General features: G+C 71.3%; 22 protein-coding genes and 1 pseudogene. 9 read left to right on the top strand and 14 right to left on the bottom strand.

Annotated elements, in window-relative coordinates; translation table 11 throughout:
* Window positions 1-58: 58 nt before the first annotated feature.
* Window positions 59-1,579, top strand: coding sequence for an MFS transporter (locus tag HN013_RS17915; RefSeq protein WP_171167351.1), 1,521 nt, complete (start codon window positions 59-61; stop codon window positions 1,577-1,579).
* Window positions 1,580-1,937: 358 nt separating this feature from the next.
* On the opposite strand, the gene HN013_RS33080 is transcribed toward HN013_RS17915, so the two are convergent.
* Window positions 1,938-3,029, bottom strand: coding sequence for a phospholipase D-like domain-containing protein (locus tag HN013_RS33080; protein ID WP_312018634.1), 1,092 nt, complete (start codon window positions 3,027-3,029; stop codon window positions 1,938-1,940).
* Between the two features lie 404 nt (window positions 3,030-3,433).
* Window positions 3,434-3,835: pseudogene (locus HN013_RS33075) on the bottom strand (AAA domain-containing protein); the annotation flags it as partial.
* Here HN013_RS33075 and HN013_RS33070 point away from each other — a divergent pair.
* Both HN013_RS33070 and HN013_RS17905 read left to right on the top strand, forming a co-directional pair.
* Window positions 3,806-4,102, top strand: coding sequence for a hypothetical protein (locus HN013_RS33070; protein ID WP_249375109.1), 297 nt, complete (start codon window positions 3,806-3,808; stop codon window positions 4,100-4,102). The pseudogene HN013_RS33075 and the gene HN013_RS33070 overlap by 30 nt on opposite strands.
* Before the next feature lie 1,168 nt (window positions 4,103-5,270).
* On the top strand, window positions 5,271-5,672 hold the full coding sequence (locus tag HN013_RS17905) for a hypothetical protein (RefSeq protein WP_171167350.1): 402 nt from the start codon (window positions 5,271-5,273) through the stop codon (window positions 5,670-5,672).
* A 43-nt stretch (window positions 5,673-5,715) separates the two neighbouring features.
* Here the strand turns inward: HN013_RS17905 and HN013_RS17900 are convergent, their stop codons facing one another.
* The gene (locus tag HN013_RS17900) at window positions 5,716-6,936 is read right to left on the bottom strand and encodes an MFS transporter (protein ID WP_312018633.1); all 1,221 of its coding nucleotides are present in this window, start codon (window positions 6,934-6,936) and stop codon (window positions 5,716-5,718) included.
* A gap of 80 nt (window positions 6,937-7,016) precedes the next feature.
* On the opposite strand from HN013_RS17900, the gene HN013_RS17895 reads away from it, so the two are divergent.
* Window positions 7,017-7,358, top strand: coding sequence for an ArsR family transcriptional regulator (locus tag HN013_RS17895; protein ID WP_171167349.1), 342 nt, complete (start codon window positions 7,017-7,019; stop codon window positions 7,356-7,358).
* Between the two features lie 85 nt (window positions 7,359-7,443).
* On the opposite strand, the gene HN013_RS17890 is transcribed toward HN013_RS17895, so the two are convergent.
* From HN013_RS17890 to HN013_RS17880, 3 genes are all read right to left on the bottom strand, one after another.
* The gene (locus tag HN013_RS17890; protein ID WP_171167347.1) at window positions 7,444-8,064 is read right to left on the bottom strand and encodes a pyridoxamine 5'-phosphate oxidase family protein; all 621 of its coding nucleotides are present in this window, start codon (window positions 8,062-8,064) and stop codon (window positions 7,444-7,446) included.
* A gap of 42 nt (window positions 8,065-8,106) precedes the next feature.
* Entirely contained in the window at window positions 8,107-9,291 is a 1,185-nt protein-coding gene (locus HN013_RS17885; RefSeq protein ID WP_312018632.1) for a globin domain-containing protein, read from the bottom strand.
* A 530-nt stretch (window positions 9,292-9,821) separates the two neighbouring features.
* Window positions 9,822-10,211 (bottom strand): helix-turn-helix domain-containing protein, encoded by a 390-nt coding sequence (locus HN013_RS17880; RefSeq protein WP_171167344.1) that lies wholly within the window; start codon window positions 10,209-10,211, stop codon window positions 9,822-9,824.
* A 110-nt stretch (window positions 10,212-10,321) separates the two neighbouring features.
* On the opposite strand from HN013_RS17880, the gene HN013_RS17875 reads away from it, so the two are divergent.
* The 3 genes from HN013_RS17875 to HN013_RS17865 all read left to right on the top strand — a co-directional run bounded on the left by HN013_RS17875 (window position 10,322) and on the right by HN013_RS17865 (window position 12,802).
* Window positions 10,322-10,972: an NAD(P)-dependent oxidoreductase gene (locus HN013_RS17875; RefSeq protein ID WP_171167343.1), complete on the top strand. Its 651-nt coding sequence runs from the start codon at window positions 10,322-10,324 to the stop codon at window positions 10,970-10,972.
* 374 nt (window positions 10,973-11,346) lie between these two features.
* Window positions 11,347-12,006: a hypothetical protein gene (locus tag HN013_RS17870; RefSeq protein WP_171167341.1), complete on the top strand. Its 660-nt coding sequence runs from the start codon at window positions 11,347-11,349 to the stop codon at window positions 12,004-12,006.
* A gap of 19 nt (window positions 12,007-12,025) precedes the next feature.
* Window positions 12,026-12,802 (top strand): class F sortase, encoded by a 777-nt coding sequence (locus HN013_RS17865; protein WP_171167339.1) that lies wholly within the window; start codon window positions 12,026-12,028, stop codon window positions 12,800-12,802.
* Here HN013_RS17865 and HN013_RS17860 read toward each other — a convergent pair.
* The 3 genes from HN013_RS17860 to HN013_RS17850 are packed head-to-tail and all read right to left on the bottom strand — an operon-like array spanning window position 12,797 to window position 15,152.
* Window positions 12,797-13,660: a class I SAM-dependent methyltransferase gene (locus tag HN013_RS17860; RefSeq protein WP_171167337.1), complete on the bottom strand. Its 864-nt coding sequence runs from the start codon at window positions 13,658-13,660 to the stop codon at window positions 12,797-12,799. The genes HN013_RS17865 and HN013_RS17860 overlap by 6 nt on opposite strands.
* A complete protein-coding gene (locus tag HN013_RS17855) occupies window positions 13,657-14,526 on the bottom strand; it encodes a polyphosphate polymerase domain-containing protein (protein WP_171167335.1) in 870 nt (289 codons plus the stop codon). Before HN013_RS17855 ends, HN013_RS17860 begins: the two co-directional genes overlap by 4 nt.
* Complete coding sequence (locus tag HN013_RS17850; protein ID WP_171167333.1) at window positions 14,523-15,152, bottom strand: DUF4956 domain-containing protein; 630 nt, start codon at window positions 15,150-15,152, stop codon at window positions 14,523-14,525. Before HN013_RS17850 ends, HN013_RS17855 begins: the two co-directional genes overlap by 4 nt.
* Before the next feature lie 410 nt (window positions 15,153-15,562).
* Here HN013_RS17850 and HN013_RS17845 point away from each other — a divergent pair, with 410 nt between their 5' ends.
* A complete protein-coding gene (locus HN013_RS17845; RefSeq protein ID WP_171167331.1) occupies window positions 15,563-15,997 on the top strand; it encodes a DUF779 domain-containing protein in 435 nt (144 codons plus the stop codon).
* A 30-nt stretch (window positions 15,998-16,027) separates the two neighbouring features.
* Here the strand turns inward: HN013_RS17845 and HN013_RS17840 are convergent, their stop codons facing one another.
* The 5 genes from HN013_RS17840 to HN013_RS17820 all read right to left on the bottom strand — a co-directional run bounded on the left by HN013_RS17840 (window position 16,028) and on the right by HN013_RS17820 (window position 23,975).
* Complete coding sequence (locus HN013_RS17840; RefSeq protein ID WP_398980090.1) at window positions 16,028-18,250, bottom strand: putative bifunctional diguanylate cyclase/phosphodiesterase; 2,223 nt, start codon at window positions 18,248-18,250, stop codon at window positions 16,028-16,030.
* Window positions 18,247-19,113 (bottom strand): SAM-dependent methyltransferase, encoded by an 867-nt coding sequence (locus HN013_RS17835; RefSeq protein WP_171167448.1) that lies wholly within the window; start codon window positions 19,111-19,113, stop codon window positions 18,247-18,249. The genes HN013_RS17840 and HN013_RS17835 overlap by 4 nt, the downstream gene beginning before the upstream one ends.
* A 489-nt stretch (window positions 19,114-19,602) precedes the next feature.
* Complete coding sequence (locus tag HN013_RS17830) at window positions 19,603-21,159, bottom strand: amino acid permease (protein WP_171167329.1); 1,557 nt, start codon at window positions 21,157-21,159, stop codon at window positions 19,603-19,605.
* Window positions 21,160-21,292: 133 nt separating this feature from the next.
* The gene (locus HN013_RS17825) at window positions 21,293-22,279 is read right to left on the bottom strand and encodes a hypothetical protein (RefSeq protein WP_171167327.1); all 987 of its coding nucleotides are present in this window, start codon (window positions 22,277-22,279) and stop codon (window positions 21,293-21,295) included.
* Window positions 22,280-22,589: 310 nt separating this feature from the next.
* A complete protein-coding gene (locus HN013_RS17820; protein WP_171167326.1) occupies window positions 22,590-23,975 on the bottom strand; it encodes a peptidase C39 family protein in 1,386 nt (461 codons plus the stop codon).
* Window positions 23,976-24,144: 169 nt separating this feature from the next.
* On the opposite strand from HN013_RS17820, the gene HN013_RS17815 reads away from it, so the two are divergent.
* Window positions 24,145-24,756: a uridine kinase gene (locus tag HN013_RS17815; protein WP_171167324.1), complete on the top strand. Its 612-nt coding sequence runs from the start codon at window positions 24,145-24,147 to the stop codon at window positions 24,754-24,756.
* Window positions 24,757-24,856 lie beyond the last annotated feature (100 nt).

Genomic DNA, 24,856 nt, shown 5'->3' with positions numbered 1-24,856 from the left:
TGCGCACCTGGCTTGACTCGGCACGACACCGCTCTGGACCGCTTGCTGGGAGAACAACATGTCCGCTGTGGAGAACAGGCCGGCGCACAAAGCCGACCCGGCCCCATCGGCCGGGGCAGCCGACGCCTTCCCACGCCGCTGGAAAGCGCTGGCGGTGCTCTCGCTGGTGCAGTTCGTCATCGTCATCGACAACACGGTGGTGAACGTCGCGCTTCCGTCGATCAGGGACGACCTGGGCACGTCACAGGCGGGCCTCGCCTGGGTGGTCAACGGCTATCTGCTGGCTGCCGGCGGTCTGCTCCTGCTGGGCGGACGCGTGGCCGACATGGTCGGCCGCAAACGGCTCTTCGTGATCGGCACGACGATTTTCGCCCTCGCTTCGCTGACCAGCGGACTGGCGTGGAACTCCGGCACCCTCATCGTCAGCCGTTTCGCCCAGGGGCTCGGCGAGGCACTGGCCTCTCCTGCCGCCCTGTCGCTGATCGTCCTGATGTTCACCGACAGCAAGGAACGCGCGAAGGCCCTGGGCATCTGGGGAGGCCTGGCCGGCATGGGAGCGACCGTGGGCGTCCTGCTGTCCGGGGTGCTGGTCGACCTGGCCGGCTGGCGCTGGGTGTTCCTGATCAATCTCCCCATCGCCGCCGTGGCACTGCTCCTCGCGGCACGCGACGTGCGCGACGCACCGGTGACGACGTCCCGGCAGCGGCTCGACGTCTGGGGCGGCCTGTTCATCACCGCCGGCCTCGTCGCCGTCGTCAACGGATTCCTCCAGGCGGCGGAGCACCCGTGGGGCAGCCCCCGCGTATGGGTGTCCCTGGCCGGGGGCCTCGTGCTGGTCCTGCTGTTCGCGGCCGTGGAATCCCGGGTGCAGGACCCGATGATGCCCCTGAGGTTCTTCACCGAACGCACCCGGATCACGGCCAACGTGGCCACGGTGTTCCTGACCAGCGCCATGGCGGCGATGTTCTTCATCGTCACCCTGTACGTGCAGCAGGTCCTCGGCTACTCGCCGCTCCAGTCGGGTCTCGCCTACCTGCCGTTCTGCGCCGCGTTCGTGCCCGGCATGATCCTCTCCACCCAACTGGTCACGAAGGCCGGCGCCAAGAACGCGATCATCGTCGGCTTCCTGGTCAGCGCGGCCGGCATGCTGCTGCTGGCCCGCATCGACGCCGACGGTTCGTTCTGGGGCCAACTGGTACCGGCGACGGTGGTGCTGTCGTTCGGCCTGGCGATCGGGCTTCCGGCCTTGCAGAACGCGGCACTGCACCGGCTGTCCGGCGCGGACGCCGGACTGGGCTCCGGTGTTCAGACAGCGGTCCAGCAACTGGGCAGCTCGCTGGGGCTCGCCGTGCTGACGACCCTCGCGGTCATGCACTCCCGCGACGTCGCCGGCTCCGGTCAGGTCACCGGACAGGCCATGGTCGACGGCTATCGGTTCGCCTTCGTCACAGCGGCCGTCGTTCTCGCGGCCGGTGCGGTCCTGGTGGCCGTGGTCATGCGGTCCGTCCGTCAGCCGCAGCGGACGGCGGACGAGCCGGTCTCCCCGGGCAGTCCGGCCCCGGCCGACAGCCGGTCCTGACCATCCCCTCGGCCGAGCGGCCATCCGGGCCCGCGCATCCCTCGTAGCGGCCACGGACGGCCGCTCCTGCCGACGCCGGCCGTCGGGTGAGTGCGCCTCCAGGGCCAGTGCCCCGGCCGGCCTGTCGGCCCGCTGTACGACGCCGCGGTGGGCCTCTTGGACGGGGCTGCCGGGGGCCAGGGGCGCCGGGGGAAGGCCGGTCAGCTCCCTCGACCAGTACCGGGCCTGGCCGAGCACCAGGCATCCACGCCGTCTTCGACGAGGCACCCGTCCCCGCCAGGCTCGGGACGTCTGCGCAGTACTCGGCCACGCTCCCCGAGGGGGTGGCGGAATGCCGCCCAGAGGCATGGGGAGCCGCTCAGCGGCCCCGCGCCAAGCGGATGTTCTGCGTCCAGGCGTTCGTCCCACCCCTCGGCGCGGTCTTGCAGGCGGTGGCATAGCAGCGCCAGACCCAGGTGCCATTCCGCCTGCGGCGGATCTCGATCTCCGCTCCGTTGCAGCGCCCGCAGCGGGGCGGAGCCGCGAAGGCTGCCGCGTGTTCGTGTTCCAGCAGCTTCCGGGCGAAGTAAGCGCCTCGCATCGTCAGCATGACCTCACGGGTCCAGCTCTGGGAGAGCACGTTGAGGCTGCCGAGCATGACCGTCCGTTCGTCGATGACCGCGATCTTCTGATGCATGACGTTCATCGGTACGACCACATGCGCAACGGTTCGCAGGTCGGTGATGAGTTTCTGGTTGGCCGGCTTCTTCTGGAGCTGGTCGGTGTCGTCTCGGATGAAGACACTGATCCGCACCCCGCGGTCGGCCGCCGTGCGTAGCTCAGGCAGCAGGGAACTGACCCGCTTCGCCACCCAGGGTGCCCAGAGCCACAGAGAATGTCGTGCGTGGCGGATCTCCTCAGTGAACGTGCGGTAGAAGTCGCGTTCATCGTCGATCTCCGTTACCTCAACGTGCCGACTCAGCACCTCGGCAAGCGCGGTGCCGAACTCGCCACGGAACGCGGGCGGCGCGGTCGGTGGGGTGATCAAGGTCTTGGCCTGGAGGACCCGTACGCCACGCCGGGTGCCAATGAGCGCCGCGAGATGCGCCAGGGCCGTTCCCGGTTTCGCGTTCTTGACGCGCTCGCCGCCGGCGATGACGTACAGAAGAGTCTTGACGCGGGTGACCGCCACATCGAAGAGGCGGACGCCGTCCCGGGGCCAGTTGCCGGCCGCCGGCTGAAGGTGGGCACAGGCCATCCACAGCTCGCGACTGCCCACTCCGCCCTCCACCGTGTCGAAGACGACGATGTCGAACTCCCGGCCCTGGAACTTGTGCGCGGTGCCGACCTCTGCCAGCACGCCCCCTCCCGTGCCCTCGACGTCTCGCAGGGCCTCCAGGGTGGCATCGGACTGGACGCGGTACGGCGTGACGATGCCCGTCTCCTCACCCAGCTCGCGGTGCAGTTCCACCAGTGCCGCGCGATCAGTGAACCCGCCGGCCACCAGCCACTGCGGCTTCCGGTCAAGTGCGCCCTGGCCAGCTCGTGCAGCCCGTCCGTATCGATCAGCACGATCTCGGGGTCATCGTCCGGGCGTGCCGCTTGTGTCTGGCTGCCTCCGCCAAGTACCCCGCCGTACGCGAGTTCGTTGGCCAACCGCATCACGGCGGGGCCGAACCGGTGCTGTTGGGTGAGGGTGACGCAGGCCGGGTGAGCCTGGGCATCGGACGGTTCCGCAATCCCGCAGTGCTGGAAGACATCCGGGAGCAGCCAGCGTCTGATATCCGTGCGACCGTTCCCCTTGAGCTCGGGCGGGATGACCGCGCCCAACTGCGTAAAGTCCCCGAGAAGAACCGCGGTCCGACCGGCCTTGCCCGTTGCAAGCAGAACTTCGGGCAAGGTGGCTGCGCCTGCCTCGTCCACAAGGACGACGTCGTACGGACCCTCGAAGACCGCCCGGTTCGTGCGGAACCGGGCCAGAGTCGTGGCGACCAGCTTGGCACCCTTGATGATCTCGCTCTGGGCGTCACGGGCAAGACGCTCGTACTCCTCCTGGGCTTTCTGATATTGCGCCTCCAGGTCAGGCTGCCGGGTCGCGTCAGCGGCTACGGCCGGGCGTAGTCGGCGGGCCAGGTCGAACCGGGCCGGCCAGCCCTGCTGCTCGGCCTGCTCCGCCAGGTCTTCGGCCTGCCGGGCCCGCTCCGCAGCCTCCTCCGCCCGGACCTTGTCCTCCTTACAGCTGTCGTAGTGGCGTCCAGCCTGCTGTTCTGCCGCCAACCGAGCTTCGACGTCGGCCGCCAGGCCGGCGGACTGTTCCCGAGTGAGCGCGATCGTGTCGACCAAGGCTGTGATCTGAGCGCTGAGGGCCGCGATATGGGTGGTCGCCGTGGCGCGGGCCTCAGTCGCCGACTGCTTGGCGGACGCGGCAGCATGCTCGGCGTCCGCCAGCTGCCGCTGGAGCTCGCCGGCCTTTTCGCGCAGGCGCCACTTCTTCACAGCGCTCTTGCCCTCTATTTCCTTCCCTCTCGACTCGGGCGAGAATGAGCCACAGAGCCCCCTCAGCAGCGAATCCGGAACGCCGCTGCCGCCTCACATCAGCTGGCCGGATGAGCTCAGCGCCCACCATCAACTTCACAGTCCGGCCCCACATCAAAATCCGGACCATTCACGGTCCAACATCCGCCTCTGCCTCTGAGGCATTGCCGGGCACCCAGGCCAGCACTCGTATCGCGGCTGTACTACCAGTAGGCGAAGAACTTGCTGGTGAGCTACTCGCCGAAAAAGCTCGGATTCTTCTGGAGGTCAAAAGACGACTCATGCAGATAAGCCGTCAAGTCGTGGGGTGTTCGCCGCCACACCGCGCCCGCAGAACCTTGGCCCAGCCGCCGGCTTCCGGGACCGGATCCTCCAGGTGCGGCACCGGGCAGGGAGCCGTCTCGATCAAGTGCACGAGCGTCCAGGCGATGAACATCGTTACAGCAGGCACTGACAACGGAGGTCAGGCAAGCCACCGCCGTACCCTTGCGGCGGTCCTCGGGACGCCCAACACAGCTACGGGGTGTCGGGAGCGCTGAGTTCGGCCTCTCGCTCATGGTCCGGCGCTCGACCGACCGCCCCCCGCACCTCCCTCTCCCCCGAGAGCGGCCAGGACCTGCGTCTGACGTCCGAGCGTGGCCAGGGACGAGGCCGGCCGTTCACCCTGGATCAGCCCTCAGGCCCCGCACGAGCGACCACCGGGTTCGCTCAACGGCGTGGGCGATCGTTGAGGCCACGAGATGCGCGGACTCGGCAAGCGACGCATGTTCGGCGAGGCACCCTCGCCTGCGTCCACCAAGACCGGACCACGGGCCCGACCGGCGTCGAGCTGAGCCAATCTCTGTCGCGACCCCGCCAGTTGTTGCTCCCGGCTCCACCCGTCGAGAGCCGGCCAGTAACCTGTACGACATGTCGCAGCAGGGTGAATATCCGTACGGTCCTTGAGAAGCACGATCAGTCTCCGGTGATCAGGTATCCCCCTACGGAAAGGGCTCACCGGTCAAACCGTCGACGGATATGGGAGCTCGTTCCCTACCTGTACCTGGTGGGCGCCTCTCCCGCTCAGCGAACAGGCGACACCCGCGCGAGGATAGAACACGCCTCTCCTGAATTGGCGTCAACTACCCCTGCTCCACTAGAATTTAAGCACGTACCAGCACAAGGAGGGGCGCCATCCATGGGCACCAAATTCATTGAGGTAGACGAATCCCACAAGGGTCAGCCCGATGTGGAAGAAGGAGTAAAGACGATCGAGGTCGGCGGGCAGACGATCACGACGCCGATTTACGTCCAGCGGATCGACTTCGACGACCTCGCCCCCGAGGTGACCGACAATCTGACCACGGTCAAGTTCGCCGTGACGGTGGCCGAGGAGATGGAGGACCTGACGGGGGAGGTGGACGAGGACGGTTCCCCGGTGACGGAGATCAAGGAAATCCAGGTGCCCAAGTGGCTTGAGGTCGACCTGGGGCCGGAATCCCTGAAGCAGTACGAGGAGGTCATGGCGCCCTTCTTCTCCGCTGCCCGCGAAACGGAGGCGCCGACCGTGCCCGCGCCGCGCAAGCGCCGGAAGAAGTGATGTGGTGCCCCTCTCCTGCTGACAGGAGAGGGGCTTCCGTGTGTCAGGCCTCGTTCGTGGTGAGCTCGGTCCGACGGGTCGTGGCGGGGGTCTCGTTCGCCTTGCGCTCAGGTGCGGTGAGGAGGGCGATGCCCACCACGACGGCGGCGAGAACGGCGGCGGCCGGGGCGATCCAGGGGGCGCCCCCGACGGACAGCACGGCACCGCCGACGCCCGCTCCGACGGCCGTACCGACGTAGTTCATGGACCCGTTGAGGCTCAGGGCGATGGGGGCCACGTCTCCGCCCGCGACGAACACCCGGGTCTGCTGGGGGATGAACAATGAGGACCCCATGAGGCCCAGGACGAACAGGGCCACCAGGGTGGGGACGAACCAGTGCTGGACCGCGGCCAGCAGGGCCGACCCGGCGATGACGACGACCATGCCGGCGGTGAGCACGGTCAGCGGGGAGAACCGGTCCGCGAACCTGCCGACCAGCCGGTTGCCGAGGAAGAAGCCGGCTCCGTAGACCAGCAGGGCCACCAGGATCGCGTTGTCGTCGTCCGGTGCGCTCACTCCGACGACGGCCGCGGAGTAGGAAGTGATGAGGAACAGCGGCGCGAGCACCAGGGCGCTCACCGCGAGCAGGACGAGGATGCGCGGGTTCACCAGTACCCCGAGCCTCTCCCGCATCGTCGTCGCGGGCAGTGTCATCGACGGCACTCCGACGCCCGCGAGCACGGCGGCCACCGCGGCCAGCACGACGATGGTCCACAGGGTGCCGCGCCAGCCCCAGAGCTGGCCGATCAGCAGCCCGAAGGGCACACCGAGGACCGCGGCGAGGCTCGACCCCGCGCCGATCACCGCGAAGGCCCGCGACCGTTTCCCGGGCGGCGCCAGCACCCCGGCCACGGCGAAGGCGTTGGCCTGGAACGCCGCCGCGCCCAGCGCCGCGACGACCCGGCCCACCAGCACGATCTCGTAGGTCGGCCCCGCGGCCTGCAGCACCATCCCGACGAGGAAGGCGATCATGCCCACGCCGATGACGACGCGTCGGTCCATCCGGCCCGTCACGGTGGCGATGACCGGCGACCCGACGGCGTACGCGACGGCGAAGGCGGTGGTGAGCTGACCCGCGGTGGTCGTGCTCACCGACAGGTCCGAGGAGATCTCGGGCAGCAGCCCCGGCAGCACGAATCCGTCGACCCCGAGCACGAACGTGCCCATGGCCAGGATGATCAGTCTCCAGGTCAGCGCTTTATTCGATGATTGTGGAATCGTCACACGACGGAGGCTAGACTATGATTCGATGACGGTCAAAGCATCAAAGGATCAGAGAGCCACAGAACCGAGAGGAGCCCGCGGTGCCCCGCACGCTGCCCGAACCGTCCGTCGACTCGTTCGATCTCACGGTCATCCTGAGCGCGCTCGCCGACCCGGGGAGGCGCACGCTGATGAGCGCGCTCTACCGGGCCGTCGAGCCGATCGACTGCGCGGTCCTGGTGGAGCAGGTGGACCTGGGCCTGAGCAACCCGACCATCTCCCACCACTACCGGGTGCTGCGCGAGGCGGGCCTGACGAGGACCTTCGTCGACGGCCGCAAGCGGGTGGTCCGGGTTCGCCGCGACGAGATGGAGGGCCGCTTCCCCGGCCTCCTGGAAGCGATCCTCGGCGCCCCCGACCGGGCCGGGACTCCCGCCGGGTGACGCCACGGATGCCGTGACACGGCTTTTGACACTCGCCCCTGGACGGAAGGACTCTCGCGGCGCGCCGTCCGCCCCTGACGGGCCGTCAGGCCGGTCCCGGCCGCCCATGCGCCGCGCGCGGCCCGGTGAAGTAGTCCGCGTCCTTGGGGCGGGCCGCGTCGCGGCCGGCGGGGCGAGGGGCCGGCTCCAGGTGGGGGATGTACTTGGAGCAGTGGATGTACGCCTCCTCGACGGTGAGGTGGACCCACAGCTCCGGACTCCGCCCGGGCGTGACGTCGGTGGGCAGGCCGGGGTGGGCGCCGCGCAGGTCCGCGTCGTGGCGGAGGTGGGCCACGCCGTTGACATGGAGGCCCACGTGGTGGTGGGTGAAGTCGACGAAGAGCATGCCCAGGTGGGGGTTCTCGACCATGTTGCCGGCGCTTGCCATGACACCGTTCCCGCGGAACTCGGGGTAGGCGAGGGTGCGTTCGTCGATCACGTGGACGAACCCCGGCGGCCCGGCCCGGAAGCTGGAGTCGCACTCCCCGCGCGAGTCGGCGGTGGCCAGGAAGACCATGGCCTGGCGGCCGATGAAGTCCCGCATCTCGGCGGTGAGATGAGGACGCACCTGCCGGTCGTAGAACCGGGCGGCGCGGTCGGCGGTGCCCAGGCGCTGCTGCAGCCGGTGTTCGCCTGCTGATCCGAAGGGCGGTGGGGGCGAGGTCACGAGGGGTTCTCCTGGCGGGATGGAACAACCGGTGCGACGGCTTCAGCGGGTGAACAGGACGGGGGTCTCGAACGGGTCGTGGTGGATGCGGTGGGACGGGGTGCCGTGGAGGGTGAGCGTGTCCCTGGCGGAGACGACCATCCGGGCCGGGCCGCTGAGGAAGACGTCGTGCTGGTACCACGGTCCGTACTCGGCCAGCACGTCCGGCAGGGATCCCCGGGCGCCGGGGACGTATTCGTCGGAGACCGCGCCCCTGACGGTCAGCCAGTGGTGCCGCTGCGCCATCCGCAGCATGTCGTCGACCCCGTACAACTCGGCTCCCGTTCGGGCGCCGAGGAACAGTTCCACGTGATGGCGTCCGCCTCGGCGGGCGACCTCCTCGACGAGCGCGCGGATCGGGGCGAGACCGGTGCCGCCGGCCACGAAGAGCAGTTCGCCGCTGCCGGCCGCGTCCAGGACCATGTCGCCCATCGGCGGCCCCAGCCGCACCACGTCACCCACCGCCGCCCGGTGCACCAGGGCGTCGCTGACCGAGCCGCCGGCCACCGCGCGCACGTGCAGGGTGAGGGTGCCGTCCGCGCGGGGCGCGTTGGCGACGGAGTAGTAGCGCCACCGCTTCGGCCACCACGGGGTCTCGACGCTCACGTACTGGCCCGCGGCGTACGCGTAGGCGAGATGCGGGCGCACCGTGATCTCGGCGATGCCGTGGCCTCGGGAGACACGGTGCACCACCGTGGCGGGCCAGACGGCGGGCCGTACCGCCTCGTCCTCCTCGGCCGCACTGATCATGACCTGGGTGATCACGCCGTACGCCTTCGTCCAGGCGGCGGCGATGTCCGGCGTCCACGCGGGGCCGGCGTACCGGGCCAGGGCGTCGAGCAGGCACTCGCCCACGGCCGGGAAGTGGTCGGCGAGGGTGCCGAACTTGCGGTGGTCGCGGCCGAGATGCCCGCAGAAGCGGACGAGGCTTTCGGGGTCGTCGACCAGGTCCACGATGCGCAGCAGCGCGCGCAGGAGGCGGTCGCGCTGGGCGTCCATCCCGTGCGGGAACATCGGGCGGACGCCGGGGTGGCGGGCGAACAGGATGGCGTAGAAGTAGACCGTCAGCTCCCCGGCGAAGGGCTCGACCACCGCCAGGGACTTCCTGATGAGTTCCGTCTCGTGGGCCGACAGGGGCGCCTCGACGGGCGCCGGTTCTTCGGTGTCCACGGATTCTTCGGTGTCCACGGTCCGGACGGATACCGGTTCCCGCGGGAACGAGGGTGCGGGTGTGCTGCTGGGGCGGCCGATCCGGAATCTCAAGGGGACAGCGCTCCCCCGGCCGCCACGCGGGCGACTTCGGTCACGGCACCGGTCACGGAATCGGTTACGGCATCCCGTCGTCGAGGTGCGCGGAAGGCGGGGCCTTTACCGATTTCCGGTCCGAGAGGAGCGGCATGGGAGTTGAACGGAGCCAACACGGGTCCTCGTCGGAGTCGGGAGTCAATGAAACGGATGGAGCGTTTCCGGATGACACATGATCCTCAACGAGGGCCACGGAGCGAGATAGGGACGTATCCACTAGAACTCGGGGCGGATTCTTGTGGAACCGCCCTGACCGAACCCGGCCGATGTGCCGACTTGGGGCACATATCGACCGGCAGATCCCCACCCGAAGCGGAGGCAGGCTTTTTCCAAACACACGGAAAAGGCGCCTGACATGGGCTTTCACCCGTCAGACGCCCCTTTGTCCCCTCCCGGTCCGGGAAAGGTACGGATCAGCGCGAGTCAGCGCCCTGGAGTTCGGCCTCGGCCTCTGCCTCCATACGGGCACGGAGCAGCTCGTCCCCATGACTGGCGACCCACTTGCACCACATTTCCCTGGGTTCTCGCAACGAGCGCCCGAGCTCGGTCAGTTCGTATTCGACGCGCGGCGGCATTCCGGCGTACGCGTACCGCTTGACCAGCCCGTCCCGCTCCATGGCCCGCAGCGATTCCGCGAGCACCTTGGGAGTGATCCCCTTCAAAGGGACCTGGAGCTCCGAGAATCGCCGTCGGCCGCCCTCCAGGCAGAGGAAGATTCTGCCCGCCCACTTGTTGTGGAACCTCATGGGCAGAGGAATGTCCCTGCACCCGGCGAACATATCGGGATCAAGCGGTTCGGTCACCCGGTCACCGTACCTCGGTATCGTTGCGGTAACCAGGGACCCCACCTCTAACGTCCGTGCCATGACCGGCGGCTGAGCCGGTCACGACCGTTCGAACGGAGGGATCGACGATGAGCAGGATTGTGGTCTTCGGCGCCGGGGGCAGGGCGGGGCGACGAGCAGTCACCGAGGCACTGTCCAGGGGGCACGAGGTCACGGCGGTGGTACGCGACCCCGCCAAGTACCGGGACCTGGCGGACAAGGGAGTGACGGTCGTCGAGGGCGATGTGCTGGACCCCGCCGCCACAGCCGAGCTGGCCGCCGGGCACGACGCCGTCGTACAGGCCTCCTACCAGCAGGACCTGCCCGTCGACGAGTTCTTCCCCCGGGCCGCCCGGGCGCTGCTCCAGGGACTGGGGCAGGCCGGAGTCCGCCGCCTGGTCGCGGTCGGCGTCGGCACCACCCTGGAGGCCGCGCCCGGTCTCCTGGTCCACGACACACCCGGCTTCCCCGAGGCCCACAGGACGTTCTCCCTCGGTCACCTGGCGGAGCTCGACGCTCTGCGCGCCGCGGACACCGAGGTGGACTGGGTCGTCGTCGCCCCGCCGCCGGTCTTCCTGGACGTCGAGGCCGAGCGCACCGGCCGGTACCGGACCGGCGGCGCCCGACTGCTGCCCCGGAGCGAGGAGCCCGCCGCCTTCTCCTACGCCGACCTCGCCGTCGCCCTGATCGACGAGATCGAATCTCCTCGGCACCACAGGGAGCTCGTGGCCGTCGGCTGACAGTGCCCGTCGGCTGACGCCTGGCCATCGGCTGCCGACGCCGGATCGCGGATGACCCTCGAAGCCGGGGGACGGCCGCCGGGAGGAGGGGGAACGAACCCACTCCTTCGGCGACTTGACGGGGCGGAACCGACCGCTCCCCCGGCTCCCGGGCTCGCCCGACCGGCGGGCGGCCGGACGCCGGGACACGCCGCGACACGCCGGGGCCCCGCCCCACCCCCCTCCGGAACCCTCCGAGGCCCCATATTCAGCCCCGATCCGGCGTGTCCCTCCCCCGCTCGGAGCAGCTCCGTCACCGAATGGAGCAATACGGCTACCCTCCGGATGCCGCCACCAGGGTGCCGGGTGAACCTCGGATCAAGGAGGTACACCCAATGAAGTCAATTCGTACCGCTCTCTGCGGCACTCTGACCGCTGTCGCCGTCTGTGCGGCACCCGCCGCCGCCTATGCCCTCGAAGCCCCCTCGGCTTCGACCGGTCAGGTCGTCAAGCACGGCGACCACGATCACGACCGCGGTCATGGTGACCGCGACCGTGACAACGGCCGGGACCACGACGGTCGGGACGACGACCACGGCCGTGACAACCACGACGGCCGGGACGACGACCACGGTCGCGACAACCACGACGGCCGCGACGACGACCACGGTCGCGACAACGACCACGGCCGTGACAACGACCACGGTCGCGACGACGACCACGGCCGTGACAACCACGACGGCCGCGACGACGACCACGGCCGTGACAACGACCACGGGCGGGACGACGACCACGGTCGCGACCACGACCACGGCCGTGACAACGACCACGGTCGTAAGCACCACGAGGGCCGTCACGACCACGACCGGAACGACCACCACGGCCGTCCGCACGGTCCGTCGCACGCCGGTGGCGGTGCCACCGCGACCGCGCCGGTGGCCGCCGCGGAGTCGTCGTCCGTGGACACCCCCGTGCTCATCCTCGCGGGTGCCACGGCGGGTATCGCCGGTGGGCTGATCTGGTCCCGTCGCCGTGCCAACACGGTCAAGCGGTGACAGGAAGCGGATCGGAATCATGTCAGAAAAGCGCACAGGTGGTTTCGGCCGCCTGCTGACAGGGGCGGCCTGGGTAGCACTTCTGCTGGCCCTGTGGCTATGGGGCCATGACATCGCCGAGGAGCCGATATCCACGGCTCCGGTGACCGGTGACGTCAAACCCTCCAGCCGCCCTCCCGCGCATGGCCTGCCCCCGGCGCACTCACCGCTGCCGGGGGCCGGCCCCCAGACCCTGACCATCAGGTCCATGGGTCTGCGGGCCCCCGTCGAGGGGCACGGCCTCGACCCCCAGGGCGGGGTCGAGGCCCCCCCGTACGACCGGCCCAACACCGTGGCCTGGTACAAGGACGGACCGGAACCCGGCACCGCCGGAGCCGCCGTGCTCGTCGGCCACGTGGACACCAAGACCTCGCGGGGCGTGTTCTACGAACTCAGCACCGCCAGGCCCGGCCTGAAGGTCAACGTCGTCCGGAAGGACGGCACCACGGCCGAGTTCACCGTCGAGGACGTCGCGGTGGTCCCCAGGGACAACTTCGACGCGAACAAGGCGTACGGCCCCCGGGACCCCAAGCGCGCCGAACTGCGCCTGGTCACCTGCGGCGGCGAGTACGACCGCGAGCGCCACGAGTACACCGCCAACGTGGTGGTGTCCGCGTACCTGACGGGCACGGGCCGCGCGCCCGCCGATCCGGTGAAGCCGTCGAAGCCCGCGCCCCCGAAGCAGCCGGCCGAGAAGGCCGAGACGGCCGAGACGTCGGGGAGCGGCGAGGAGTCGGACGAGTCCGACGACTCATGAGCCGCCGTGCCCGGGGCCGCGGAGCCTCGCCCGCAGCGCGAACATGTGCGGCACCCGGGGTTCCGCGTCCGGCAGCCGCCACCAGCCGCTCGGGTCCCGGACCATGGTGTCCAGCCGCGGCCAGGGCAACAGGTCGGTCTCGCGCAGCACTTCGACGTCCAGCCCGGCGCCGATGACGGCACCGACCGTCGCCCCGAGCCCGTGCCGCCACTCGTAACTGGTCACGGCCTCCCGGAGCGGCGGGCCGTCCGTGTACGTCCGGGGGTTGTCGCGGCGGACCGGACCCCGGCCCTCCAGGTAGTCGTGGCGGAGCAGCAGCTCCTCGGCCCCGGGGGCCGGAACCGGTCCCAGGGCGTTGAGCAGCGGATGGAACTCCACCAGGTAGAGGATCCCGCCCGGGCGCAGCAGCCGTCGGACCACGTCGGCCCAGGCCGTCAGGTCGGGGAGGTAGCACAGCGCCCCCTTCCCGGTGTAGACGACGTCGAACCGCCGCCCGCCGAGCGCCTCCACGGCCCGGTGGACGTCGGCCCGGACGAACTCGACGGCGCGTCCGCGCTCCGCCGCCAGCGTCCGGGCCCGTTCGACGGCGGCCGCGGAGAAGTCCAGGCCGACGGTGTGCGCGGCGCCCCGGTCGGCGAACGCGTGGGTCTCGGTGCCGAGGTGGCACTGGAGGTGCAGGACGTCGCGGCCTCCCAGCTCGCCGAGATCGTCCCATTCGAAGGGGGCGAACCAGTCCTCGGCGGTCCGGGAGCCGTCCAGTCCGTAGAACGCGCTCGCGGCGTGGACGGGCGTACGGGCGTCCCAGTTCCGCTCGTTGGCCCGCAGCATCTCCTCGGTACTGATGTCGTCTGACGTCATGGGGACTTCCTACCACCGTCGGGCGCCCCGATCAGCCCCCGCGCGGCGGTCGGGAAGGCCAGGGCGGCGGCCCGTCTCCAGCGGTTGCCGGGCAGTGCGGGGCGCAGGGCCGCGAGGGCGCCGCAGTACTTGGTGAAGACGGCGGGCCGCACCCCGTGGGCGTGCAGCACGCGGTCGGCGTCGGTGAGGTGGCCGGCGCTCTTGGTCTCGACGAGGACGAGGCCGTCGGAGCACCGGACCGTCGCGCCCGTGCGCAGGTCCGCGCAGACGAGGCCCGCGTCGCAGGTGATGCGTTCGCCGTCGGCGACCAGGGTGGCGCGCAGGTAGTCGGTGCTCAGCGAGGGCGTGAGGTCGTCCGGGGCGTCGATGCCGTAGGACGCGCGCAGGGTGGCGGCGAGGTGGGCGCGGTACGGCGGGTCGAGCGGGGTGTCGTGGCCGGTCAGGGGACGGCGGTGCTTGACGGTGTCGCCGCGCGCTCCCTTGAGCTTGATCTCGAACTGCCGCTCCCCGCTGTCCTGGTAGACCCGCTCGCGGATCTTGAAGCGCAGCCGCCTGCCCTGCCGGTGCTCGTGGAAGGAGCGCAGGCCGGGGGTGTCGTAGTAGACGGAGTGGTAGCGGAAGGCCCGCAGGCCGTCGATGGTGAGGACGCGGTACGGGCCGCCGGGGCGGTGCGGGGCGGTGAGCAGGGTGACGAGCTCGGCGAAGACGCGGGTGGGGACCAGGTAGCTGCGGTCGAAGCGGGTGAGCAGCCCGGAGCGTTCGTTGACCTCGGCCAGGGAGACGGGACGGGCGGTGCCTACGGTGCGTTCCAGGGGGTGCGGCGCCGGCGGGCCCGGGGGGACGGCGGCCGGGACGACGGTGCTCACACGGTCTCCCAGGCGTGCGCGCCGCGCACCGACTGCCGTGCGGCCGGGGCCGGTTCCGCGGCACCGGGCCGGAACTCGCGGTAGCGGACGTCGACGACCATGAGGTCCCGGACGAAGTCGATCTCGGTGACCGTCCAGTGCAGCGGTTCGCCGAGGCGCCGGGCGAGGTCGGCGCGGAGGGCGGCGGGGTCGGTGTGCACGGCGTCGAGCGTGACGACGCTGCGGCGGGAGCGGGCGAAGAGCCGCGGGTGGTCGGCGACGTAGACCACCAGCAGCAGGACGGCGCTCAGCACGGCGGCGTAGCCCAGGCCGAGGTGCGGCAGACCGCAGAGCAGGCCGAGAACGAGGGTGCTGAAGTAGTAGGCGACCTCTTCGTGCTGCACCGCGTCGGACCGGAGTCTGATGATGGACAGCACGCCGAAGAGGCCGAAGCCGAGCGCGGTCCCGCCCTTGGCACCCACCTCGGCGAGCGCCGCCACGACCGAGAACAGGGCGACGTTCAGGGCGAGATAGGCGGGGACCAGATCGCGCCGCCGGTGTCGCGGATGGTAGATCGCGAAGGTCAGCAGGCACACCGCGAACAGGTCGAGCCCCAGGTGGGCGGCGAGGTCACGCACGGATTCCACGGCTTCTTCCTCCCTCTGTGGCTGTGGCGGTCACAGAACACCAGGGAAACGATGGGTGAACGGACGGCTTCCTTCGCGTCCATTCGAGCGAACCGTGCGGATCCTTGACGGGAACACGGCGGACCTGTCCGGATCCGGCGGAATCCCGTCGTGTTCGGCGTACTTGCGGCGTCCTGAAGCGGTGTGCCGGAACCGGTGCGCCGGAGCCGACGTGCCGCAACCGGTGCGCCGGAACCCGTGTGCCGGACGGGACGCCCGTCCCCGGCGGCCCGTGGCCGTTCCGCGTCTGGCGCTCAGGGCCGCCGCGGGGGCAGGCTGGGCCATCCGGTACGACAGCCACCCGGAACGACATCGAGGAGGGCACCCGTGCGACGGACCCGCTCACACCGGCACGACCCCGGACGGCCCCGATGAGGAACGGCCCGCCCCGCGGGGCCACCACCGACGGCGTATCGCGCGCCGGTCCGTCCCGTGTCGCCCTCACCCCGGCGGCGGCCGACCTGGTCCGGCTGCTCGGGCGGAGGCACGGACCGCTGATGTTCCACCAGTCCGGCGGCTGCTGCGACGGCAGTTCGCCCATGTGCTACCCGCGCGGCGAGTTCCGCACCGGCGGCAGTGACGTGCTGCTCGCCGACCTGGCCGTCGAGGGGGTGGACGAGCCGGTCGGGTTCTGGATGTCGGCGGACCAGTTCGAGCGCTGGCGCCACACCCACCTCACGGTGGACGTGGTGCCGGGGCGCGGCAGCGGCTTCTCGCTGGAGGCGCCGGAGGGGGTGCGCTTCCTCATCCGGTCCCGGCTGCTGACGGACGCGGAGGCGCGGCTCCTGGGCCCGGACGCGGGGTGAGTCCCGCGCCGGGGCCCGGTGCGCCCGGCGTCAGGACGCCGCGTCCGCCAGCGAGAGGGTGTGCAGCCGCTCCGGCGGGCCGGGCCGGGCGTAGTACCAGCCCTGGGCCGTCTCACAGCCCAGTATCCGCAGGTGGTCCGCCTGCGTTCCGGTCTCGACGCCCTCGACCGTCACCGAGAGGTCCAGGGTGTGGGCGAGGGAGACGATGCCCTCGACGATCTTCAGATCGACCGGGTCGGCGGGTGTGCACTGCATACCGCGGGTGAAGGAGCGGTCGAGCTTGAGCGTGCTGACGGGCAGCCGGCGCAGGTAGGAGAGGTTGGAGTAGCCGGTGCCGAAGTCGTCGAGGGCGATGTCCACGCCCAGGTCGGCGAGTTGGCGCAGCGGGCGCAGCTGCTCCTCGTCGGCGCCGATGAGGGCGTTCTCGGTGACCTCCAGGCAGAGCGCGGAGGGGTCGAGGCCGGCGTTGTCGAGGACGGCGATGGTCTCGGCGACCAGCGCCGGGTAGCGCAGCTGGGACGGCGAGAGGTTGACGTTGACGCGCAGGGGCACCCGGCAGCGGCCGTCGTTGCGCCAGGCGCGGGCCTGGCGGGCCGCCTCCTCCAGCACCCAGCGGCCCAGCGGGACGATCAGCCCGGTGCTCTCGGCGAGCGGGATGAACTGGTCCGGGCCGAGCACCCCGTGGACCGGGTGCAGCCAGCGGACGAGCGCCTCGGCGCCGCGCACGGTGCCGTCGGCGAGGCGGACCAGCGGCTGGTACTCGATGAAGAACTCGCCGTTCTCCAGGGCGCCGGGCAGGCAGTTGGTGAGGTCGTGCCGGGCGATGGCGCGGGCGTCGGAGTCGGCGTCGGCCAGCTCGTAGCGGTTGCCGCCGGCGGCCTTGGCCCGGTACATGGTGATGTCGGCGCTGCGCAGCACCTCGGCGGCGTCCGCCTCGCCGGCGCGGCCGTCGACGATGCCGATGCTGGCGCGGACGGACAGGTCGCGGCCGTCGAGGTGGACGGGGTCGGCGAGGGCCGTGAGCATCCGGCGGGCGAGCGCGGTGACGTCGCTCTGGGCCGTGGGTCCGGTGGTGAGGGCGACGAACTCGTCGCCCCCCAGGCGGGCCACGAGCTCGTCGGGGCCCGTGGCGCAGCCGCGCAGCCGGTCGGCGACGGCGACGAGGAGCTGGTCGCCGACGGCGTGGCCGAGGCTGTCGTTGACGGCCTTGAAGCCGTCGATGTCGAGGTAGCAGAGGCCGAAGTGGCTGTCGGACGCCAGGGCGCCGCCGGGTTCCAGGGTGCGGTCGAGGCGTTCGAAGAAGAGGGTGCGGTTGGGCAGGCCGGTGAGGTCGTCGTGGGTGGCCTGGTGGCGCAACCGCTCGTGCAGCTCGCGGCGTTCGGTGATGTCCTCCATCAGCGCCAGCTGGTACTGGGGGCGGCCGGCGGCGTCGCGCAGCAGGGAGACCGTCAGATCGGTCCAGAGCACGCTGCCGTCGCCGCGGTAGTAGGGCTTCTGGACGCGGTAGTGGTCGCGGTCGCCGCGGACGAGCTCGGCGTACAGGCCCCAGACCTCGGGCGCGTCGTCGGGGTGGACGAGCTCCCCGACGTTGCGGCCGGCCACGGGGCGGTCGAGGCTGCCGAACATCCGGCTGAGGGCGTCGTTGACGTCGGTGATGTGCCCGTCGACATCGGCGATGCCGACGCCGATGGCGGCTCCCTCGAAGACGGCGCGGAACCGCTCCTCGCTGGTGTGCAGGGCCTGTTCGGTCTCGGCGCGGGCGGCGAGGGCGGCGCGGGAGATGGCTTCCTGCTCGGCGAGGGTGCGTTCGCGCAGCGCGTCGGCGAAGCCGGCGGCGAGGGCGTGCTGGAGGCGGGTGGAGCGGGCCCGGCACTCGTCGGTGGGGACGGCGCCGTCCGGTGGGCAGTAGAGCACGAGGTAGGCGTCGACGGCGCCGAGGATCAGGGGCAGCGTGCCGGGATCGGTGCAGTGGCCGCGGACCAGGGCCGCGCCGACCTCGGTGCCGGGGGCCGGGTCGAAGGGCTGGGCGTGCAGCGCGTCGCGGAGCCGGGCGGCCAGTGGCACCAGGTAGCGCTCGAACTCGGACCGGGTCAGCGGGGTGGACGCGGCCGGGTGGACCGCCCGGCTCCAGAGCGCGGCGAACCGCCGCAGCCGCTCGTCCTGCACCGCGCTGTCGTCGGTGGCGTACGGGAGGGGGTACGGGAACGGCTCGGCGGTGCCGTGCAGGGTGCGGCCGTTCGACGTGCCGGTCACGGCTTGCGCCCCACGCCGGCCACTCCGGCGAACCCCGCTGTGAAGACGGGATCGGCGTCGCGGTCCGTACCCTCCGGGCCCAGGTCCCCCGGGCCGTCGGCCGCCGGCTCCTGGGGCTCCGGGCGCCAGGTCGGCATCGGCACCAGCCCGGGCTCGACCAGGGCGAAGCCGTCGAAGAACCGCGCCACGTCGTGGCGGGAACGGCTGTACAGCGGTGAGCCGATGGTGCGGTAGACGCTCTCCACCTTCTCCCCCTCCTCGGGTTTCATCGGCCCGCCCTCGGTCGTGGCATGACTGAGGATCAGGAGGCTGCCGGGCGCGAGCGCGTCCCGCAGCCGGGCCACCGCGGCCCAGGGGTCGTCCCCGTCCGGGACGAAGTGCAGGACGGCGACGAGGAGGAGGGCGACGGGCCGCTCCAGGTCGAGCAGGCGGCTGACCTCGGGGCTGCCCAGAATGGCGTCCGGGGAGCGCAGGTCGGCCGGGAGCACCCCCGCCCGGTCGTTGCGCGCGAGGACGTTGCGGCTGTGCGCGACGGCGACCGGGTCATGGTCCACGTAGACGACCCGCGCCTCGGGGTCGGCGGCCTGCGCCACCTCGTGGACGCTGCCGAAGGTGGGGATGCCCGAGCCGATGTCGAGGAACTGGCGCACACCCCGGCCGGCCGCGTGGCGCACGGCGCGCCGCAGGAACGCGCGGTTGGCCTGCATGATCTTCGGCATGCCCGGGAACGCCTCGATGGCGCGCCGCCCGGCCTCCCGGTCGACCTCGAAGTTGTGCGAGCCGCCCAGGTAGTAGTCGTAGATGCGGGACACGCTCGGCACGGACAGGTCGATGCCCGAAGGGGCCCGGCAAGGACGCTCCATCACTCTGTCTCTCCAGCTCATCGCAGGGGTGTTGAGGGGTCTGAGCAGAGGCTACTGATCGTTCGTTCGAATGGTAGAAGCAAGCGGAAATGGACGGTCCGCATGCGTCCGCCGCTTCCCCTTCGACTCCAGCAGGTCTGCGGTTCATTGCGGTTCAAAACCACTCGTTCGCGTGAGATGCGTCTCTGTCTGCCGTATGAGTGCTCTCGCCTGCGCGCGGTGCGCCTTCCGGCGGCGCGCGTCCCTCCGTCCCCCGGCCCGTACGGATCGGGACCAGCTCTCGCATTATTGATCACATCATTGCCGACTACAGCAAATGATCATGGACCGCCGCTCCCTGCGCAAGGGGCGCGTCCCGGTTCGCGAGGGCGCGCGGACGTGCGGCAGGGACCGCCCCGGGCGTTGACCGCCGGGGGTGCGGCCCCTGTCGTACGTCTGGTGCGGACGGGAGGTTTGCCCCCGCCGCGGGCCGGGTGGCCGGGGCGCGGGCTACGGCCGCACGACGCCCGGCCGCGCCAGGGGCTCGGTGTGCGCGACGGCGTTCTTGGGGTGGTCCGGGTTGAGGAACCACCGGCGGGCCGAGACCAGCCACCACACGCCGGCGAAGCCGAGCACCGCGGCGACCGCGATCGGCGCGTAGTTGAAGGTCTCCAGGGTGACCGGGCTGACCTGCGGCAGCATAAACAGCACCGTGATCACCGCCACCCAGCCGACCGCCACCACGCCGATCGGCCGTGACCAGCGGCCCAGGTGCCACGGTCCCCGCTCGAAGCGCTCGCCGAGCCGCAGCCGCAGGAAGGTCGGGATGACGTAGGCGATGTACAGGCCGATGGTGGCGATGCTGGTGACGGCCGCGTAGGCGGTCTGGTTGATCAGGTACGGCAGACCGAGGACGAACGCTCCCCCGGCCGCGAGCCACACGGCGTTGGTCGGGGTGCGGGTCGACGGGTTGATGCGGTGCCAGACGCGGGAGAACGGCAGGGCGCCGTCGCGCGAGAAGGCGTAGATCATCCGGGAGTTGGCGGTGACGGACGCCATCCCGCAGAACAGCTGGGCGGCGATGATGACGAGCAGCAGGGCCTTGCCGCCGCTCGCGCCGAGCGCGTCCATGAGGATCTGTGCCGGGGGGACGCCGGTGGTGGAGTCGAGGGCGCCGCTGTAGCTCTGGATGGCGAAGGTCATGCCGACCAGCAGCACGAACCCGGCGATCCACGAGAGCCAGATGGAGCGGACGATGCCCCGGGGCCCGGCCGTCGAGGCGTCGTTGGTCTCCTCGGTCATATGGGCGGAGGCGTCGTAGCCGGTGAAGGTGTACTGCGCCATGAGCAGGGACAGCAGCCCCACGTAGAAGCCGGAGTTCCAGCCGGTGCCGTTGACGAACTCGCCGAAGACGGCCGAGGCCGACTGGTGGTGGTCGGGGACGAACGCCAGCGCGCCGACGATGACGAGCACGCCGACGACGTGCCACCAGACGCTGACGCTGTTGAGCACGGCGACGATCCGCACGCCGAAGGTGTTCAGCGCGGCGTGCAGCAGCAGGATGATCCCGAACAGGGTGATGGTGTGGCCCGGGGTGGCCGCGAAGTCGAACTGGAGGTCGAGGTAGGCGTTGAGGAACGAGGCGGCACCGAAGTCGACGCCCGCCGTCACCGCGATCTGGCCGAGGACGTTGAACCAGCCGGTGAACCACGCCCACGCCGCCCGGCTGCGCTCCGGGGCCATCCGGTGGGCCCAGAAGTAGAGTCCCGCGCTGGTCGGGTACGAGGAGCACACCTCGGCCATGGCCAGACCCACGATCAGGGTCATCAGGCCGACCCCGACCCACCCCCAAGTGATCATGGCAGGGCCGCCGGTCGTCATCCCGTAGCCGTACATGGTCATACAGCCGGACAGCACGGAGATGATGGTGAACGAGACGGCGAAATTGGCGAACCCACTCATGCTGCGGGCCAGGGTCTGGCGGTAGCCGAGCTGGGCGAGACGTTCTTCGTCGGAAACGCCGGAGGCGCCGGGGACGCCGGAGACGCCGGGAACTTCGAGTGGCACGGAAACCTCTTCCTCGGTTCGAAGGGCCGGAGGGGAGCGGTGGGGGAAACCGTGGTGCTGGGTCGGGGACGGGACGGATCTGGACGCCGGGAGGGTGGGGGAACCCGGGAATCGGCGGGGGACGGGCCGGAGTTCAGCCCGGGCGGGGCGGCCGGCCGGCGGCGGCCCGGGCCGCCCAGGTGCGGTACCGCAGGAACAGCTCACGCGGATCCCCGCAGTACGACCAGGGCGCATCGCAGGCGTACGGGCCGATCGCGGTGAACACCTCGTGCGCCTCGGCGTGCCGGCCGGCGAAGCCGAGGGCGTGCGCGAGGTAGTTGGCGTCGTCCGCGAACTGGGCGTGCGGGCGCGGGGAGCGGTGTCGCCACCACCCCTCCAGGACCCGGTCGATATGGGGACAGTCGTTCCAGGGGTGGATCGTCAGGCCGTACGCCCCGTCGGTGTCCTCCCTGCGCTGCCGGTAGGACTCGGCGAGGGCCACCAGCGGGAGCACCGCCAGGGGCAGGCCGGCGGGGGCGGTCTGGGCCCGTTCCAGAGCCCAGTGGAACATCTCGCCGCCGGAGCCGTGGTTCCGGTCGAAGAGGAAGGTGAGGACCTCGTGGTGGGCCTCGCGGTTGTACGGGTCGCGGGCGGTCGCCTCGGTCCACACCTGCCGCAGCAGATCGCGGTCGGGGGCGTGGACGCGCACCAGGGCGAGCAGGACCACCCAAGGCGAGGGGTCCGCGGGAGCAGCCTCAGCGGTGGCCAGGCAGGTCTCCCACGCCTCTTCCATCAGCCCCCGGCCCGCCTCCCGGCCGGCGATCACCGACCGCAGCGCCCGGATGTGCGCCAGGGTGGCCAGGGCGTCGGCGGCGCCGGGTTCGGCCCGGGCCCAGGTCTCGGCGAAGCGGAGGTTCACCCCGGCGCGGGCGAGCACCTGGAGCCGGAAGATCCGCCGGTCCCAGTCGTGGCCGGTGGCGGCGAGCAGGTCGCGGGGGCCTTCCCAGCGGCCCATCGCCGCGTCGTCCATGGCGGCGCGCAGGGGACGGTCGTCGCGTGCGGGATGCCCGTCGAGCTCCGCCGCCGCGGGGTCGGCCGGCCCCGCCCGCTTCGCGGACCGGCCGAATATCCGACGCTGCATCCCGTGCGCCCCCTGCCGTGCGATCGTCTGCCGAACGGTTCACGTGCGGTGTCACAACGCCCGCGAGCAACCATTGGCATTGCCATGACAATCGCGCACGGGCAGGTGGAGGTGCACACCGGAACCGGATCGAGGGGCCGCCGGGCACGGCACAGGGAAGGAACCCCTGCCCGCGGCGCACCTGTGGGCGCACACACGACGGAACCACCGCGACCGGAGGCGATCGGCCCTGGCCTCGGTGCGGCCACAGCTTATACACACAACCGTGCGACTGTGTCACTGTTGTGGATAACAACTGGACCAACCTCTGTCACATCACCCCCACTTGCCGCAGCGCCTTGCGTTGCTGCGCCGACGGCTTCAGCGGGAAGTAGAGGTAACACACGCCGCCGGAGCCGCTCTTGACCCGCCCTTGTGCGTCGTGCCGCTTGGTCCGCAGCCAGATGTTCTCGAACTGGCGGCGCTTGTACACCCGTTGCACGGCGGCGTTCGACGGAGCCGCCGGATCGTGGGCGACCACGTCCCCGCTCCGGGTGAAGCCGGCCACGCACATCAGGTGCCCCGCGGTGCCGTAGCCCGCCCCGTCCAGCTCGGAGGAGAGGAAGGACTGGGAGGTGATGACGGGGATGCCCGCCCGGATCAGCCGCTCGGCGTCGTTCAGCGTCCGCAGGCGGGTGACCACGGACTCCAGGTCGCGGTAGGTCGCCGCGTAGGCCGCGTTGAACGGCCAGTTGCCGCAGCCCTTGTACGCGTGGTCGTAGGTGAAGCGGGCGGCGTGGCAGACCTGCGGATCGGCGTAGGAGGGGTCCACCCAGGCGAGGTCGGCGGCGCTCGGCTTACGGCCCCAGTACTCCACAGCCATCTGCGAGGAGGTCGGACTGCACCACGCCTCGCCGCCGTTGTCGTACTCCGGGTACTGCCCCTTGTGGATCTCCTGCGAGTAGCGGGGCACCGCCAGCCGGTGGCCCGCGCCCTCCCCCGGCTTCGAGGCGGGCACCGTGAAGCGGTCGGGGATGTCGGACCCCATCGCCCCGAGCCGCCAGACGGTGGGGGTGCGTCCGCCGCCCGGCCGCCGGAAGAGGGTCAGGCGCAGGGTGTACGAGACGAACCGCGCCCCGCTCGCCGGTTCGACGGCGAGGGTGTCGGTGGAGACGGCGCTCCGGCCGTCCTTCTGTCCGTCGACGGAGGTGCGCCGGATGTCGCCGGCCGCGTCGCCGGAGGTCCAGCGGCCCATGACGTACCAGGGGGTGTGCGTGCGGTCGGTGTAGGCGGCGCGCACCTCGGCCTGGATCCAGGTGCCGGGCGGGGTGTGCGCGTTCCAGGAGACGATGATCTCGGTGGCCGGGGCGGACAGGGTGTGGACCGGGGAGACCCAGGTGGCGTACTCCCAGCGGGCCGTGGTCCCGGTGTGCGGGTCGGTGTACTCGCGGGTGCCCGCCGGCCGGTCGACGACCAGCCCCGGCCGGTGTCCGCCGAGGGCGGCGGTGCCGTCGGCGGTGCCGCCGCGCCAGTCGGCGAGCGAGGTCCAGGAGTGGTGGTCGACCGTCCCGGAGGAGCGGCGGGCACCGCCCTCCGGCACGGCCGCCAGGGCGGTGCCCGCCCGCGCGAGCGAGGCGGCGGCCGTGACGGCGAGGGCCGCGGTGAGCACGGTGCGGCGGGCTGGGGGGAGGGGACGGGGAGCGGGTCTGCTGGACATGGGCTTCTCCCGTTCGGCAGCGCGGTCCGGACCGACCACTATCCCCGCGCGCGGGGCCGGGGGCCAGTGACGCGACGTACGGCGCGTCAGGGCCGCCGGGCCGGTGCGGCGGCGGGCGGGACAGGTGCGCGCCGTGCCGCGGAGGTGCCGGGCCGCCTAGGCTGGCCGCGTGCACGACCTCTTCCGCCCCGGCGCGGACGCCCTCCCCGCCCTCGCCCGCCGGCTTCCCGCGCTGCCGCCGTCCCTCGGGCCCGTCCGGCTGGTCGCCGTCGACGGCCACGCGGGTTCGGGGAAGACCACGTTCACCGAGCGGCTGGCCGCGACCCTGGGCGGCGGCACACCGGTGCTGCACCTGGACGACCTCGCGACGCACGAAGAGTTGTTCGCCTGGACGGAGCGCCTCCGCGAGGGGATCCTCGCTCCGCTCGCCCGCGGGGAGTCCGCCCGCTACCGGGCCTACGACTGGACGGCCCGCCGCTTCGCCGGCGCCGAGCGCGTCCTGCCTCCCGCGCCGGTGGTCCTCCTGGAGGGGGTGGGCGCGGGGCGCCGCGCCCTGCGCCCCCATCTCGCGTGCCTCCTGTGGATGGAGTTGAACCGCAGTGACTCCTGGGACAGGGGTCAACTCCGCGACGGTACGGACCAGGCCGAATTCTGGGCCGGCTGGATGCGGGCCGAGCGCGCGCATTTCACTGCGGACCCCACGCGCCCCTATGCCGAACTCCTGGTACGCCAGAGCACTGTGGGGTACGAGTTGCTGCCGGGACCTCACGAAACCGGCTGAACCCCGCCCTTCCCTACGCTGTGTAGTCATAACGCCCCGGGGGTGGGGGGCTACGTGTGTCCGATACCCGCGGACCGCCTCAACTCGGCTTGACCCCGGG

Origin of the sequence: Streptomyces sp. I05A-00742 (assembly GCF_013055795.1) — a bacterium.
In the GTDB taxonomy this organism is placed as follows: Bacteria; Actinomycetota; Actinomycetes; order Streptomycetales; family Streptomycetaceae; genus Streptomyces.
This window is presented reverse-complemented; position numbering and strand designations above follow the sequence as displayed.

What these genes read in the sequence shown, in the direction of transcription:
- HN013_RS17820 (WP_171167326.1), bottom strand. Translation starts at nt 23,975, where the DNA reads ATGTCCAGCAGACCCGCTCCCCGTCCCCTCCCCCCAGCCCGCCGCACC.
- HN013_RS17825 (WP_171167327.1), bottom strand. Translation starts at nt 22,279, where the DNA reads ATGCAGCGTCGGATATTCGGCCGGTCCGCGAAGCGGGCGGGGCCGGCC.
- HN013_RS17870 (WP_171167341.1), top strand. Translation starts at nt 11,347, where the DNA reads ATGAAGTCAATTCGTACCGCTCTCTGCGGCACTCTGACCGCTGTCGCC.
- HN013_RS17860 (WP_171167337.1), bottom strand. Translation starts at nt 13,660, where the DNA reads ATGACGTCAGACGACATCAGTACCGAGGAGATGCTGCGGGCCAACGAG.
- HN013_RS17865 (WP_171167339.1), top strand. Translation starts at nt 12,026, where the DNA reads ATGTCAGAAAAGCGCACAGGTGGTTTCGGCCGCCTGCTGACAGGGGCG.
- HN013_RS17845 (WP_171167331.1), top strand. Translation starts at nt 15,563, where the DNA reads ATGAGGAACGGCCCGCCCCGCGGGGCCACCACCGACGGCGTATCGCGC.
- HN013_RS17915 (WP_171167351.1), top strand. Translation starts at nt 59, where the DNA reads ATGTCCGCTGTGGAGAACAGGCCGGCGCACAAAGCCGACCCGGCCCCA.
- HN013_RS17835 (WP_171167448.1), bottom strand. Translation starts at nt 19,113, where the DNA reads ATGGAGCGTCCTTGCCGGGCCCCTTCGGGCATCGACCTGTCCGTGCCG.
- HN013_RS17875 (WP_171167343.1), top strand. Translation starts at nt 10,322, where the DNA reads ATGAGCAGGATTGTGGTCTTCGGCGCCGGGGGCAGGGCGGGGCGACGA.
- HN013_RS17905 (WP_171167350.1), top strand. Translation starts at nt 5,271, where the DNA reads ATGGGCACCAAATTCATTGAGGTAGACGAATCCCACAAGGGTCAGCCC.